Source organism: Amycolatopsis alba DSM 44262 (genome assembly GCF_000384215.1).
GTDB classification, from domain to species: domain Bacteria; phylum Actinomycetota; class Actinomycetes; order Mycobacteriales; family Pseudonocardiaceae; genus Amycolatopsis; species Amycolatopsis alba.
Genome location: NZ_KB913032.1, coordinates 8710830 through 8725355, shown reverse-complemented (window position 1 = coordinate 8725355; position 14526 = coordinate 8710830). Strand labels below are relative to the sequence as shown.

Annotated in this window: 9 protein-coding genes and 1 pseudogene; 7 read left to right on the top strand and 3 right to left on the bottom strand. The window is 71.7% G+C overall.

What is annotated here, in order from left to right; all coding sequences use genetic code 11:
• The first annotated feature begins 166 nt into the window (after positions 1-166).
• Both AMYAL_RS0140375 and AMYAL_RS0140370 read left to right on the top strand, forming a co-directional pair.
• The gene (locus AMYAL_RS0140375; protein WP_020637001.1) at positions 167-775 is read left to right on the top strand and encodes a hypothetical protein; all 609 of its coding nucleotides are present in this window, start codon (positions 167-169) and stop codon (positions 773-775) included.
• A 12-nt stretch (positions 776-787) separates the two neighbouring features.
• Positions 788-1348 (top strand): hypothetical protein, encoded by a 561-nt coding sequence (locus tag AMYAL_RS0140370; protein WP_020637000.1) that lies wholly within the window; start codon positions 788-790, stop codon positions 1346-1348.
• On the opposite strand, the gene AMYAL_RS0140365 is transcribed toward AMYAL_RS0140370, so the two are convergent.
• Together AMYAL_RS0140365 and AMYAL_RS0140360 are read right to left on the bottom strand one after the other, a co-directional pair.
• Entirely contained in the window at positions 1320-2018 is a 699-nt protein-coding gene (locus AMYAL_RS0140365) for a Crp/Fnr family transcriptional regulator (protein ID WP_020636999.1), read from the bottom strand. The genes AMYAL_RS0140370 and AMYAL_RS0140365 overlap by 29 nt on opposite strands.
• A 50-nt stretch (positions 2019-2068) precedes the next feature.
• Positions 2069-3493 carry an aminotransferase-like domain-containing protein gene (locus AMYAL_RS0140360; protein ID WP_026467841.1) on the bottom strand — a complete coding sequence of 475 codons (1425 nt, stop codon included), beginning with the start codon at positions 3491-3493 and terminating at the stop codon, positions 2069-2071.
• Here AMYAL_RS0140360 and AMYAL_RS50650 point away from each other — a divergent pair.
• The 3 genes and pseudogenes from AMYAL_RS50650 to AMYAL_RS0140350 form a co-directional block, all read left to right on the top strand.
• Positions 3492-3839 (top strand): annotated as a pseudogene (locus AMYAL_RS50650) (EamA family transporter); the annotation flags it as partial. The gene AMYAL_RS0140360 and the pseudogene AMYAL_RS50650 sit on opposite strands and share 2 nt — an antisense overlap.
• Before the next feature lie 85 nt (positions 3840-3924).
• A complete protein-coding gene (locus AMYAL_RS50645) occupies positions 3925-4389 on the top strand; it encodes a DMT family transporter (protein WP_020636997.1) in 465 nt (154 codons plus the stop codon).
• A gap of 56 nt (positions 4390-4445) precedes the next feature.
• The gene (locus AMYAL_RS0140350) at positions 4446-5621 is read left to right on the top strand and encodes an MFS transporter (RefSeq protein ID WP_020636996.1); all 1176 of its coding nucleotides are present in this window, start codon (positions 4446-4448) and stop codon (positions 5619-5621) included.
• On the opposite strand, the gene AMYAL_RS0140345 is transcribed toward AMYAL_RS0140350, so the two are convergent.
• Positions 5599-6588 carry a YeiH family protein gene (locus AMYAL_RS0140345; RefSeq protein ID WP_020636995.1) on the bottom strand — a complete coding sequence of 330 codons (990 nt, stop codon included), beginning with the start codon at positions 6586-6588 and terminating at the stop codon, positions 5599-5601. The two genes, AMYAL_RS0140350 and AMYAL_RS0140345, sit on opposite strands and share 23 nt — an antisense overlap.
• A 71-nt stretch (positions 6589-6659) precedes the next feature.
• Here AMYAL_RS0140345 and AMYAL_RS0140340 point away from each other — a divergent pair, with 71 nt between their 5' ends.
• A complete protein-coding gene (locus AMYAL_RS0140340; protein ID WP_020636994.1) occupies positions 6660-7565 on the top strand; it encodes a LysR family transcriptional regulator in 906 nt (301 codons plus the stop codon).
• A gap of 463 nt (positions 7566-8028) precedes the next feature.
• On the top strand, positions 8029-14490 hold the full coding sequence (locus tag AMYAL_RS0140335) for a type I polyketide synthase (RefSeq protein WP_020636993.1): 6462 nt from the start codon (positions 8029-8031) through the stop codon (positions 14488-14490).
• The last annotated feature ends 36 nt before the right edge of the window (positions 14491-14526 follow it).

Here is a 14526-nt window from a genome sequence, read left to right as displayed (position 1 = left end):
GTCCTGGCTGGGTTCCGGGTGACGGGAAACCAGAGTCCATTCAGGTCGTACAAGGCGCGTACAACCCGGCTTCGCGTTCTGTGTCAGGTGACGCAGAACGAGAGGCCGTTCCCTGTCAAAGTTTCTTCAGCCGGCCACGGCGCGGCGGGGAGAAGGGGGAGATCCGATGAAGGTGATCGATTCCGACGGGCGTAAGTGGGAGATCATTCGCCGGTTCGCGCCGTGGCGTCGGTGGGTTCAGCCGTTCGCGCTGCTCAGAGGCGGCTACCGGCACTACAAGATCACCGCGGACTGGACGCTGTATCTCAAGGACTTGCCCAACGAGCCCAAGGACACCCCACTGGGCGGCCCCGTGGAGAAGGTGGCTCTCGGGCTGTTGGGCGTGCTGCTCTTCCTGGAGGCGGCCGTAGAGTTCCTGTGCTACCTGCTCCTCGGGCTGGTGCTGGTGCCGTTTCGGCTGCTGGAGCTGCTGTGCCAGGGCATCGCGGGGTCCGTCGCGCAGGCCGTCCGGTGGTTCCGGAACGCGCCGGAGCGGGTCGACGTCGCCGGCTGGAACAAGGACGGGACCGGTCTTGTCTCGCTGGCGATCCTCAAGGTCCACCGGGAACTCGCTGACCCGCTGGCCGCCGAATTGCGCGGCCTGTTCCGCGACCGGGTGATGTTCGATCCCGGTGATCCGGTCGTGCGCGAGGCACTCACCCGGTTCGGCGCGCGGGTGGAACGGCACCGGACCCTGCTTCGTCGGAGGTCTGTGTCAGGATCCGCTCAGCGGTGAAGGGGAAATGCGATGCGGGTGACCGATGCCGATGGCGGCGAGTGGCTGATCGTGCGCCGGTTCGCGCCGTGGCTGCGCCGGGTCCGCCCGATCGCCATCGTCACCGAAAGCGAACGCTACCGGGAAGTGTCGTTCACCCGGCACCGCGGCCGGTCCGCCGCCGGGAAACGCCTGGGCTTCGAAGACCTGCTGATGCTGGTGTTCGCCGTCACGCAGACGGCCGGGCTGGCGTTGCTCCTGTCGCCGTTCCTCCTGGCGGAACTCCTGGTCTGGACGGCGGCGGGTGCCGTCCTCTGGCTGGCCAGGCTGACCGGCCTGGTCCGTGCCCGGATCGACCTCGTCGCGCCGCCTCCGGCCGTGCGCAGTCTCGCGCCGGTGCGTGTCCTGCTGGTCCCGAGGGCGGCCGCGGCCAGGCTCACCCGCGAACTCGCGACGCTGATCGAGACCACGCCGGACTTCGACCCGGAGAACGAGCCGCGCGTGCGGAAACTGTTCTCCGCCACCGGAGCCCGCGTGGAGCGGCACTTCGGGCTGCCGTGGCGGCTCAGTGCTCGTCGGGCGCGAGCTGTTTGAGATCGCGCAGGCTCCGCACGACCAGCCGTTGTCGACCGGTGCTGAGCAGCCCGTCGGAGCGCAGGGTCCGCAGGGTCCGCGCGACGGCTTCCCGTGACGCGGACGCGAGTCCGGCCAGGTCGCGCTGGCTGATCCGCAGCGCGATCAGGGTGCCGTCGGGGACCGGCACGCCATAGCGTTCGGCGAGGTCGACCAGGATCGCGGCGATGCGTTCGGCGGCGGTACTGTCCCCGAACTCGGTGCGGCGCGAGTTGGCGTAACGCAGCCGCGAGGTGATGATCCGGAGCAGGACCACGGAGATTCCGGGCTGTTCGCGCAGCACGGAGTTGAACGCCCGCGCGGACAGCCACAGCCCGGTGACCGGCTCGACGGCGATCGCGGTCGCCGAGCGCAGGCTGCCGTCCATCGATGCCATCTCGCCGATGATGTCGCCAGGATCGCGGACGGCCAGCACGGCGTCGTAGCCGCCGGTGGACACCGACGTGATCTTGACCCGCCCGGTCATGAGGACCAGCACCCAGTCCGACCGGTCGCCCTCGCGGATGATCACCGTGCCCGCCGGGTACCGGCGCAGCTCGGCCGCGGCGCGCAGCGCCTTGCGCTGGCCGTCGTCGAGCAGCTCCCAGAGCCTGCCGGGTGAATCTTGCGGCTCCGCCGCGGGCCGAGTCATTCCTTTTCGTCGCCTCCGTGCGCGATGGTACGAGCAAAGCGCGCCGGGGGTTAACTGGGGATCTCTTGGTACGCCTGGGAAAGGCGCCGGATGCCGTCCCGAAGCTGCGCGCCCGTCGCGGCGCTGACGTAGCTCAGCCGCAGATAGGGGCCCGGCGCCTCGGCCGCGAAGTAGAGCCTGCCGGGCGTGACCGCTACTCCGGCCCGGAAAGCGGCGCTGGTCAACGCCGTTTCGTCGGCGAATCCGGGGAGCGGTTGCCACAGGTGGTAGCCACCGGTCGGGACGGGGACGGCGGCCCAGGAGGACAGGAACTCCCGCAGTGCCGAGACGGCGACGTCGCGGCGTTCCCGCAGCGAGGCGGCGAGAGTCCGCAGGTGTCGTGCCCAGGCCGGGGAGGACACCAGCTCCAGCGCGGTTTCCTGCAGAGGCCGCGGGACGAAGAAGCTCTCGACGGCGTGGAGCCCGCGCAATCGTTCCAGCGCCGGGCCGCGGGCGGCCAGCGCGCTGATCCGCAGGCTCGGTGACGCCGGTTTCGTGAGCGACCGGATGTGCACCACGACACCGTCGGGGTCGTCGGCGACAAGCGGCGGCGGGGGCGCGGGGCTGCCGGGATGCGCCATCAGCCGCGCGAAATCGTCCTCGATGACGAAAGCGCCCGCGTCACGGGCGATGCGCAGGACCTCGGCCCGGCGCTCGGCGCACAGCACCGCGCCGGTCGGGTTCTGGAACGCGGGCTGGCAGACGAACAACCGGGCCCCGGTTTCGCGGAAGGCGTCCGCGAGCAGGCCGGTCCGGACGCCGTCGCGGTCGATCGGCACCGGGACCGGCCGCAGCCCCGAGGCGCGGGCGATGGCCAGCATCCCCGGATACGTCGGGGATTCCACCAGCACCGGCGCGCCGGGGGCGCCGAGCGCGCGCAACGCCGTGGTCAGCGCGCTCTGCCCGCCCGAGGTGACCAGCACGTTCTCGACGTTCACCGGGCTGCCGATGTCGCGGGCGAACCAGGCCCGCAGTTCGGGCAGGCCGCAGATCGGCGGCCGCGTCCACGCGCCGGGACGGCGTCCGGCGCGGGCCGACGCCGCCGCGAGTTCGCGTTCCGGCTGGAGGCTCGGATGCGTGTAGCCGCCGTTGAGGTCGATGACGCCCGACGGCGGATCGCTCAGCGCGGTGAGCACGCCGGTCGCGTCGATCGCGCGGGGGCCGGACTGCGAACTCAGCGCCACCTCCTGCCACGAAACGTCGCCGGTCACCACGACCTCGCGGGGCGGCGGGGCACGGAAGACGCCGGCTCCGGGGCGGGTGATCACCAGGCCTTCGGCGGCGAGGGCGGCGATGGCGCGCGACACCGTCACCGGGCTCACCTTCAGCTGCCGGACGAGTTCCCGGCTGGACGGGAGCTTTCCATCGATTGGATAGCGCTCAAGCGCGGACCTCAGTTGGGTGACCAGGCTGCTGACGCTGCTACCATCGGACATGAGACTGGATGATAGCGCTATCGCGGATCGGGCAGTAGCGGTCCGCTCCGGGACCATGCTGGCGGCGCTGGGCGTCCTCGCCTTCTCGTTCACGTTCCCCGCCACCGTGTGGTCGCTCAAGGGCTTCGATCCTTGGACCGCCACCGGGCTGCGAAGCGTCCTGGCCGCGCTGGTCGCCGGTGCCTGTCTTCGCGCCTTCCGTGTCCCGCTGCCGAGGCGCGACCAGTGGCGCGGCCTGGCCGTGGTCGCCCTCGGCTGCGTCCTCGCGTTCCCGATCCTGACCACGCTCGCGCTGAAGACGTCGTCGACGGCGCATTCCGCGGTGGTGATCGGGCTGCTGCCGATGGCCACCGCCGTCGTCTCGTCGAGGCTCACCGGGCATCGCCCGTCCCGCCGGTTCTGGCTCCCCGCCGCCGGTCGGGGCGAGCGCGGTGGTCGTGTTCACCGTCGGCCAGAGCGGCGGTGGACTGTCCACGGCGGACCTGTTCCTGTTCGGCGCGCTCGTGCTGTGCGCGTTCGGGTACGCCGAGGGCGGCAGGCTGGCCAGGGAGATGTCCGGCTGGCACGTGATCGGCTGGGCGCTGGTCCTCGCGCTGCCGGTCACCGTCGCGTTCACCGTCTTCGGGCTGGTGACCGAGCCGCTGCACGTCACCGGCGAGGGGATCGCCGGCCTGCTCTACGTCGCGCTCATCTCGCAGTTCGGCGGCTTCTTCGCCTGGTACCGGGGAATGGCCGAGATCGGGGTCACGCGGGCGAGCCAGCTGCAACTGGCCCAGCCGCTGCTCACCCTGGTCTGGGCGGTCCTGCTGCTCGGTGAGCACCTCCCGGCCGCCGCACCGGTGACCGCGCTGATCGTCGTCGCCTGCATCGTGGTGACCCAGCGGTCCAAGAGCTAGATCAACGTCGCGAATCCGCCAGACCGCGGTGTCCGCGCGGTGATGGGCTGGGGCATATGACCGCCTCGACCCTCGACACCTCCGCCCGGACCCCGCTGAAGGGATGGCTCGCCGTCCTCGCGGTGACACTGGGGATCTTCTCCCTCGTCACCACGGAGATCCTGCCGATCGGCCTCCTGACCCCGATCGGCGGGGACTTCCGGATCACGCCGGGGACGGCGGGCCTGACCATGACCCTGCCCGGCTTCGTCGCCGCGCTCGCCGCCCCGGCCGTCACCGTCGCCGCCGGGCGGCTCGACCGCCGGATCCTGCTGTGCGCGCTGATGCTGGTGCTGGCGCTGGCCGACGTCCTCGCGGCGACCGCGCAGGCCTACTGGGTGGTGCTCGGCTCGCGAGTCCTGGTCGGACTGGTGATCGGCGCGTTCTGGGCGATCGGCTCAGGGCTCGCCGCGCGGCTCGTCGGCCCCGGCCGCGCGGGCCGGGCGACCGCGGTGATCTTCTCCGCCGTACCGCTCGGTTCCGTGCTGGGGGTGCCTGCCGGGACGTTCGTCGGCGAACTGTTCGGCTGGCGGGCGGCCTTCGCGGCACTGGCTGTCTTCACGATCGGCGTGCTCGCCGCGCTGGCGTGGGCGCTACCCCCGTTGCCTTCAAGGGACGCGATCCGGCTCGGCGTCCTGCGCGAGACGATCCGCGGGCGGGCGACCCGGCTGGGCCTGCTCGTCACGGCGCTGGTCGTCCTCGCCCATTTCGGGACCTACACCTACGTCACGCCGCTCCTGCTCCAGGTGACGCGGGCGAGCCCGGAGCTGATCACCGTCTTCCTGCTGGTCTACGGCACCGCCGGGATCGCGGGCAACTTCGTCGCCGGTGCGGCGATCGCCCGCGATCTCCGGCTGACCTTCCGCGCCGCCGCCGGGTTGATCGGCGCCGCGACCTGCGCGTTGCCGTTTCTCGGCGACTCGAAAGCGGGCGCGCTCGCGTTGCTGGTGATCTGGGGTTTCGCCTACGGAGCCGTGCCGGTCTGTTCGGGAACGTGGTTCGCGAGGGCGGCACCGCAGGCACCCGAAGCGGCCTCGGTGCTGTTCACCTCGTCGTTCCAGGCGACCCTTTCGGCGGGCGCGCTGCTCGGCGGGTTCGTCGTCGACGCGGTCTCCGTCCCGGCCGCGATGGTCGCCGGCGGGGCGGTCGCCCTGGCCGCGGTGGCGGTCCTCAGCCGAGCACGGACAGCGTGACCAGCGCGGTGGTCCCGACCAGCAGGGTGGAGAGCAGGCCGAGCAGCAGGGCGCGGCCCCCGGTGCGGACGAGGTTCCCGATCCGGACCGCGCAGCCCAGCCCGAACAGGGCCCCGGCCAGCAGCAGCGTGCAGGCGATCTTGGCGACGTCGAGCGCGGCGCCCGGCACGATCCCGGTGCTGCGCACGGCGGCCATCGCCAGGAAACCGAGGACGAACAGCGGGACCAGCGGCGGCCGCTTCCCGTCGGCGGGACGGTGGCGTTCGGCCACGCCGACCGCGGCGACCATCGGGGCCAGCAGGACCACCCGGCTGAGCTTGATCACGATGGCGACCGCGATGGCGGCGCTGCCCGCGGGGGTGGCCGCGGCGACGACCTGCGCGACTTCGTGCACGGAGAGCCCGGCCCATTCGCCGATCCGGACCGCGTCCAGGTGCAGCCAGCCGCCGATCAGCGGGACGGCCGCGATGGCGAGCCCGCCGTAGAAGGTGACCAGCGCGACCGCGGTCGCGACGTCGGAGTCCTCGCGTTTGACGACGCCTTCCATGGCGGCGATGGCGGACGCGCCGCAGATCGAGAACCCGGTCGCGACCAGCATCGCCAGGCCGCGCGGCACGCCGAGCAGCCTGCCGAGTCCGATCGTGCCGAGGAACGTGACGCCGACCGTGAGCACGACGGCGAGCAGCGTCCCCGGCCCCAGCGCCAGGACCGACGGGAGGGAAAGCTGCAGCCCCAGCAGCACGACACCGGCGCGAAGCAGCTTCTTCGTGACCCCGGAGATCGCCTTCCGGGTCTCTTCCGACAACGAGGGCAGCGAGCCGGTGAGGATGCCGAGCACGACGGCGATGGTGAGCGCGCTGACGACCGGGAACGCGGTGCCGACCAGATACGCGGCGGCCACTCCGGCGCCGGTGACGGCCAGGGCGGTCAAGTAGGGCTTCGTCGGCCTCGCGTGCGTGGTGCTCATGGTTCGAGCCTCGTCCGGACGAGCCGACCTCGGTAGCCGGGAACACGCGGGGTAGGTCATACACTTGGGCTATGACCACACCCGATCTGGACTCCCTGCGCCTGCTGGTGCTCGTGGACGAGCTCGGCAGTATCGGGCAGGCCGCGACCAGGCTCGGGATCGCGCAGCCGTCGGCGAGCAAACGACTGTCCACAGTCGAGCGACGGCTCGGGCTGGTGCTGGTCGACCGTACGCGGCGGGGCTCCGCGCTCACCCCCGACGGCCAGGTGATCGCGGGCTGGGCGCGGCGCGTGCTTTCCGAACTGGACGGTCTGCTCGACGGCGCCGAGGCGCTGCGCACGCAGCACGAGGCGCAGCTGCGGGTCGCCGCGAGCATGACACTGGCCGAGTACCTGGTGCCGGGCTGGATCGGCGAGCTCAAAAGGAGCGATCCCGGTCTGTACCTCGGCTTGGAGGTCACCAACTCCGATCAGGCGGCCGAGCTGGCGCGGGAGGGCAAGGTCGACCTCGGGTTCGTCGAGTCGCCCGGCTCACTGCCCGGCCTCTCGTCGAAACGGGTGGCCACCGATCACCTGGTCCTCGTCGTGCCGGGAAGTCATCCGTGGGCGCGCAAGCGGCGGCCCGTGACCGCGGCCGAGCTGGCGATCACGCCGCTGGTGGTCCGCGAACCGGGTTCCGGGACCAGGGAGACCGTGGACACCGCGCTGCGCAAGGCCGGCGTCGGACCGGCGAAACCGTTGCTGGAACTGGGTTCGGCCTCCGCCGTCTGCAACGCCGTGATCGCGGGCGCCGGTCCGGCGGTGATCAGTGAACTCGCCATCGTCCGGGACGTCGCCGACAGCAGGCTCGTCCCGGTCGCCGTCGAGGGCGTCGACTTCGGCAGGGAACTGCGCGCGGTGTGGCCCGCCGGGCGACGGCTCGCCGGGCCTGCCGCGGCGCTGCTGGCCATCGCGGTCCGGAATGCGAAATCCCGGTGAGTCCTTTCACGTTCTTCTGTGAACGGGTCGTTAATCACGCGTGATACCGAAAGTCCCGGCGGCATGGATACCGACGACAGGGCGAATCGGTCGCAATTCCCCGGAATGGGCGCGGACCACTATTTCCGGTGGTACTGGCGAAAGCGGGGCGGTGAACTCCGGGTAACAGGCCGGATGGCGTATCGGCCGTTGGGACACCTGGTCGTTGACGGTACTTCCCTGGTACTGCGGGAAAACTTGGCGTGCCCAGTGTCGCCCGTGTATCCGGAACGCTAATTTTCCGCGACGATCCCCGCGTTTCGCAGGTCGGCGTACCGCCATCCGGTTCCTGTGACCGGAAACCCTACTGTCGAGTATTGACGTGAAGCCCCGCCTGCGTTTAAGTACGCCCGGTAACCAAATCACTCTTCCGTGTGCTCGGAGGCTTCCCGTGGGTAAGTCGCTTCGTAGCGCCGCTGCCTCGATGTTGACCGGTACGGCGGATCTGCTCATCGCGGTGCATCCTTTCGGGGTGCCTTCCGCGCGGTTCGCAGCGGCGGCGACACGGGCCGGTGCGCTCGGCGTCCTCGACCTGACCAGCGGAAACCGGGCTGCCCGCGAGGAGCTCGACCTGGCGGGGGAGTGGCTCGGAACAGGTTTCGCCGTCCGTGTCGCGGGGGAGGCCGAGCTTCCCCCGGCGGTGCACACGATTCTTCTCGCCGCGGGCACTTCGGTGTCCACTGTGGACTTCAAAGGGCGCCGGGTTCTCGTGGAGGTCACCAGCCGGGATGAGGCGGTCGAAGCCGTCGCCGCCGGTGCGGACGGCTTGATCGCCCGCGGCCACGAGTCGGGCGGCCGGGTCGGCGAACTCGGCACGTTCGTGTTCCTGCAGCAGCTGCTGGCCGATCCCGCGATCGAAATCCCGGTCTGGGCCCACGGCGGGATCGGCGAGCACACGGCGGCCGCCGCCGTGGCCGGTGGCGCCGCCGGTGTCGTGCTCGACACGGCGTTCGCGCTGCTCCCCGAAGCGGAACTCGCCTCGGACATCACACTGGCGCTGGAGGGCCTCGACGGCTCGGAGACCATTGTGGACGACGGGGTGCGGGTGCTCCGGCGCCATCGAGCGCTGGAAGCGGGGCAGGACGCGTTCCTGCCTCAGCGTTTCCGCGACACCTGGGGAACGCTCCCGGCCGCGATCCAGGGCATTCGCGCGTCGATCGCCGAAGGCCTCACCGCTTCCGCGGGCGCGTTGCCGCTTGCGCAGGGCCCGATGACCAGGGTCAGCGATCAGCCCGAGTTCGCCGAGGCCGTCGCCGCCGGGGGAGCGCTGCCGTTCCTGGCGCTGGCGTTGTCCGGGCCCGCGCAGACCCGCGAGATGCTCGGAAAGACCAAGGCGGCGCTGGGTGACACGCCTTGGGGCGTCGGGGTCCTCGGGTTCGCCGCCGAGGACGTCCGTGCCGCGCAACTCGAAGTGATCCGCGAGATCCGGCCGAGCCACGCGATCATCGCCGGTGGCCGCCCGGCGCAGGCCAAGGCGCTGGAGGACGTCGGCATCTCGACCTTCCTGCACGTCCCTTCGCCGGGATTGCTGCGCCAGTTCCTCGAAGCGGGTGCGCGCAAATTCGTCTTCGAAGGCTCCGAATGCGGTGGGCACGTCGGCCCGAGGGCGAGTTTTCCGTTGTGGGAAGCCCAGATCGGCGTCCTTCTCGAATACGGCGGTGACGTCGAGGTGTTCTTCGCCGGTGGAGTGCACGACGAGCGGTCGGCCGCGATGGTCACCGCCGCCGCGGCGCCGCTGACCCGGCTCGGCGCGACCGTCGGCCTGCTGATGGGCACGGCGTACCTGTTCACCGAGGAGGCCGTCCGCGCGGGCGCCGTCCTGCCGTTGTTCCAGCGCCAGGTTGTCGAGGCCACCCGCACCGACCTGCTGGAGACCGCGCCGGGACACGCGACGCGATGTGTGCGTTCGGCCTTCACGACCGGATACGCGGAGCTCAAAAGCGCGCTGAAGGACCAGGAGGTGCCGGACCGCGAGGCGTGGGAGCGGCTGGAGAAGCTCAACGTCGGACGGCTTCGGCTGGCCAGCAAGGGAATCGAGCGGGTCGGGGACACGATCGGCCCGGTCGGTGAAGACCGGCAGCTCGCCGAAGGCATGTTCATGGCTGGAGACGTCGCCGTCCTGCGGTCCGAGGTCACGACGATCGGCCGGCTGCACGAGGCCGTCGGCACGGGAGCGCGGGCGTTCCTCGAAACCCGCGCGGCCGAGCTGCTGAGCCCCCGCGACGACGAGCCCGCCCCGGAACCGCTCGACATCGCCATCGTGGGCATGGCCGGTGTCTTCCCGCAGGCCGGGGATCTGCCGTCCTTCTGGTCGAACATCCTGTCCGGAGTGGACTCGGTCACCGAGGTCCCCGCCCGGCGCTGGGACCCGGCGCTCTACTACGCGCCCGACGGCGACGGCGAGAAGACGCCGTCGCGCTGGGGCGGCTTCCTGCCGGAGATCCCGTTCGACCCGCTCGACCACGGTATCCCGCCCGCGTCGCTCGCCAGTATCGAACCGGTCCAGCTGCTGGCGCTGGAAGTGTCGCGGAGGGCGCTCGCCGACGCCGGATACGCCGAACGCGCCTTCGACCGGTCCCGCACGTCGGTGGTCTTCGGTGCGGAAGCCGGGAGCGACCTGTCCAACGCGATGACCCTGCGGACCGTGCTCCCGTCCTACCTCGGCGAACTCCCGGCAGACCTCGACCGTCAGCTGCCGCGCCTGACCGAGGACTCGTTCCCCGGCGTGCTCGCCAACGTCATCGCAGGCCGGGTCGCGAACCGGCTCGACCTCGGCGGCGCGAACTACACGGTCGACGCGGCGTGCGCGTCTTCGCTGACCGCCGTCGACGTCGCCTGCAAGGAACTCGTCACCGGCACCAGCGACCTCGTGCTGTGCGGCGGCGCCGATCTGCACAACGGCATCAACGACTACCTGCTGTTCTCCTCGGTGCACGCGCTCTCCCCGTCCGGGCGCTCGGCCACCTTCGACAGCGACGCCGACGGGATCGCGCTGGGCGAGGGCGTCGCGTGCGTCGTCCTGAAACGGCTGGCGGACGCCGAACGCGACGGCGACCGGGTCTACGCCGTCATCAAAGGCGTCGGCAGCGCCAGCGACGGGCGGGCGCTCGGGCTCACCGCGCCGCGGCCGGAAGGCCAGCACAACGCGCTGACCAGGGCTTATCGCAACGCCGGGATCTCGCCGTCACGGGTCGGGCTCGTCGAAGCACACGGCACCGGCACCGTCGTCGGCGATCGCACCGAACTCGCCACGCTCACCAAGGTGTTCACCGAGGCGGGCGCCGAACCCGGCCGGTGCGTGCTCGGTTCGGTGAAATCCCAGATCGGGCACACGAAATGCGCCGCCGGACTGGCCGGGCTGATCAAGGCGAGCCTCGCGCTGCACACCGCCGTCAAACCGCCGACGCTGCATCTGACGAAGCCGAACCCCGCGTGGGACCCGGAGACCAGCCCCTTCGCGTTCCACACCGAAGCCCGGCCGTGGGCCGAGGACGAGCGGGTCGCCGGGGTGAGCGCGTTCGGCTTCGGCGGCACCAACTTCCACGTCGTCCTCACCTCTCACGAAGGCGCCGTCCCGCCCGTCAAGACGCTCGACGAGTGGCCCGCGGAACTCTTCCTGTTCGCGGGCAAGGACGACAAGGACGCCGAGGAGCTGCTGTCCGCCACCGGACAGGGCTGGCGGCTGCGCGACCTGGCCCTGGCCGCGTCCCGCCGTGCGGAGACACGAGGTGGCCGGATCAGATTCGCCATCCTGGCGTCCACTGTGGACGAACTGGCCGTCCTGCTCCGCCGGGCCATCGCGGGTGAGCGCGACGAGAACGCGGGCATCTTCACCGCCGACGGCGAACCGGTGGGCGAGATCGCGTTTCTCTTTCCCGGACAGGGCAGCCAGCGGCCGGGAATGTTCGCGGAGCTGTTCGTCGCGTTCCCCGAACTCCGGCGCTATCTCGCGCACGCCGGGAGCATCGTCGACGTCCTGTTCCCGTCCGCCGCCTTCGACGAGGCCGGACGCGAGGAGCGGCGCGCCCGGCTGACCGACACCCGTGCCGCGCAACCCGCGCTCGGGATCGTGGGGCTCGCCGCGCACCATCTGCTGGGGAAAGCCGGGGTCCGGCCCGCGATGGTCGCGGGCCACAGCTACGGCGAGCTCGTCGCGCTGACCGCCGCCGGAGCGCTGAGTTCGGCCTCGCTGCTCGAATGCAGCCGCGCGCGGGCGGCGGCGATCCTCGGCGCGACCGGCACCGGCGACACGGGAACGATGGCGGCCGTCGCGGCGAGCGCCGCCGCCGTCACCGCCGCGCTCGTGGCCGAGGGGTTGGCCGACACCGTCGTCACCGCCAACCGGAATTCGCCGAAGCAGACGGTGATCTCCGGACCGACCGCCGACGTCGGCCTGGCGGTGGAGCGGTTGCGGGGCCGCGGGATCGGTGTGAAGACCCTGCCGGTCGCCTGTGCGTTCCACAGCCCGCTCGTCGCCCCGGCGGAGGCGGAGTTCGCCCGCGTGCTCGACGGCGTCCCGGTCACCGGACCGGAGATCCCGGTGTGGGCCAACCGGACCGCCGCGACCTACCCGGCGGACCCGGACGGGATCCGCGCCGGGCTGGCCGCGCAGATCGGCGCACCGGTGCGGTTCGCGGACCAGATCGAAGCCATGTACGAGGCGGGGGCCCGGATCTTCGTGGAAGCGGGACCGGGATCCGTCCTCGCCCGGCTCGTCGGCGCCGTGCTCGACGGACGTCCACATCGGACGGTCACGTTCGAGGCCGGGCGCCGCACCGGGATCCCCGGTTTCCTCGCCGCCTTGGCCAGGCTCGCGGTCGCGGGCGTGGACGTCCGCACCGGAAGGTTGTTCACCGGCCGCGCGTGCACGGACGCGCTGTCCGCGCGGCCGCCGGAGAAGGCGGGCTGGACCGTCGACGGCCAGCTCGTCCGCACCGCCGACGGGGAGATCCCCGCCGCCGCCCTGCATCCAGCCCAGCGAATCCCCACGGAGGCGATCGTGACATCCCGGCCCGGCCCCGACGGCGGTGAGGCGCTCATCTCCGAGTTCCTCCGGACCAGCCGCGAGATGATCGCCGCGCAACGGGACGTCCTGCTCGGCTACTTCGGCACGGACCCCGGCGTCCGCCCGCCCGCGCCCGTCGTCCTGCCCGCGGTGCCCGAGCCGGTGCCCGAAGCCGAGCCGGTGCGCGTCGAGGCCGCTCCCGAACGTTCGGTGTTCGACGTCGTCGTCGAGGTGATCGGGGAGCGGACCGGCTACCCGGCCGACATGATCGAGCCCGATCTGGACCTGGAAGCGGATCTGAGCGTCGATTCGATCAAACGCGCCGAGATCGCCGGGGAACTGGCGGCCCGGCTGGGCATCACCGGCGGCGATCCCGAGGAACTGGCCAAGGCCAGGACCGCCGCCGCGCTGGCGGACCTGATCACCGGCGGCGGAAGCGAAGCCGCGCCGCCCGCCGAGGAGACCGGCGCCGTCGTGGTGGCGCCGAAACGCTATCTGATGCGGGAATTCGACCTCGCCGACGCCGTCCCCGCGGACGAGGAACTCGCCGGGCTCCGCTTCGCCGTTGTCGGGGAGGGGCAGGTCGCCGAGATGCTCGTCGCCCGGCTCGCCGGGTACGGCGCCGAAACCGAGCTGGTCCAAGGTGTGCCGCGGCACGGCGCGGACGGCGTGTTCCATCTGTCCCCGGCCTTCCCTGACGATTTCCCGCTGTACCAGGCCGTCCTGGCGGGCGGGCCACGCTGGCTCATCGCGAACGGCCCCGCCGACGGTGCCCGCGGCTTCTTCCGCACGGTGGCCAGGGAGTACCCGGACACGGTCGCCCGCGTCGTCGAGCAGCATCCGGAGTCCACTGTGGACGAACAGGTGGAGACGCTGCTCGCGGAACTGTCCGCCGGGGACTGGGAACCGGTCGTCGTCCGCCGTGACGGCGCGCGGCGCGGGCTGAGGATGACCGAGGCGGGCCTCGGCCTGCTCGGCAGCACGGGTGCCGGTCCGGCGGGCGACGGGACCGCCGAAGCCGAAGCGCTGGGCCTGGACCGGGATTCGGTCGTCCTCCTGGTGGGCGGCGGGAAGGGTATCGCCGCCCGGCTGGCCACCACGCTGGCCTCGGCGTCGCGCTGCCGGATCGAGCTGTTCGGCCGCACCGCCGTGCCCGCCGGGGGCGAGGAACCGGAGATCGCCACCGCGACGACGACGGCCGGGCTGCGCGCGGCCCTCATCGAAAGCGGGCTGAGCAAACCGGCCGAGATCGAGCGGACCATCCGGCTCATCGAGGCCGAACGCGAGGTCCGCGGGACAGTGCGGCGGATCACCGGCCTCGGCAGCCCCGTGCGCTACCACTCGGTGGACATGCTCGACGCGGAGGCCGTGCACCGCGCGGTCAAGGAGATCCACGCCGAGCACGGCCGGATCGACGGCATCGTCTACGCGGCGGGCGTCATCGAGGACAAGCTGATCGCGGAGAAGGACCCGGCGTCGTTCGACCGCGTCTTCGCCACCAAGGTCGAAGGGGCGAGCACCCTGCTCGCGGCGGCGGGTGAACTGCCGGAAGCACCGAAGTTCGCCGTCCTGTTCGGCAGTGTCGCGGCGACACTCGGCAACCGGGGGCAGTCCGACTACGCGGCCGCGAACGACGCGCTGGAGGCGCTCGGCCACCGATGGTCCACCGTGTACGGACGGCGCGGGCTCACCGTCCACTGGGGACCGTGGGCGCCCACCGGGATCAACAACGGGATGGTCACCCCCGAGCTGATGCGGGACTACGCCCGGCGCGGGATCGAACTGATCGACCCCGAAGAAGGCACGTTGAGCCTGCTGCGCGAGCTGGCGTGGGGCGACGAGGCCTTGACGGCCGTCACCTACACCGCGTCGGGGTGGTGACCGGTGGCCGAAACACCCCCGATCGCCATCGTCGGG

Excerpts from the sequence above, each read along its gene's own strand:
- AMYAL_RS0140350 (WP_020636996.1), top strand. The coding sequence starts at position 4,446 with ATGACCGCCTCGACCCTCGACACCTCCGCCCGGACCCCGCTGAAGGGA.
- AMYAL_RS0140345 (WP_020636995.1), bottom strand. The coding sequence starts at position 6,588 with ATGAGCACCACGCACGCGAGGCCGACGAAGCCCTACTTGACCGCCCTG.
- AMYAL_RS0140375 (WP_020637001.1), top strand. The coding sequence starts at position 167 with ATGAAGGTGATCGATTCCGACGGGCGTAAGTGGGAGATCATTCGCCGG.
- AMYAL_RS0140335 (WP_020636993.1), top strand. The coding sequence starts at position 8,029 with ATGTTGACCGGTACGGCGGATCTGCTCATCGCGGTGCATCCTTTCGGG.
- AMYAL_RS0140370 (WP_020637000.1), top strand. The coding sequence starts at position 788 with ATGCGGGTGACCGATGCCGATGGCGGCGAGTGGCTGATCGTGCGCCGG.
- AMYAL_RS0140360 (WP_026467841.1), bottom strand. The coding sequence starts at position 3,493 with ATGTCCGATGGTAGCAGCGTCAGCAGCCTGGTCACCCAACTGAGGTCC.
- AMYAL_RS0140340 (WP_020636994.1), top strand. The coding sequence starts at position 6,660 with ATGACCACACCCGATCTGGACTCCCTGCGCCTGCTGGTGCTCGTGGAC.
- AMYAL_RS0140365 (WP_020636999.1), bottom strand. The coding sequence starts at position 2,018 with ATGACTCGGCCCGCGGCGGAGCCGCAAGATTCACCCGGCAGGCTCTGG.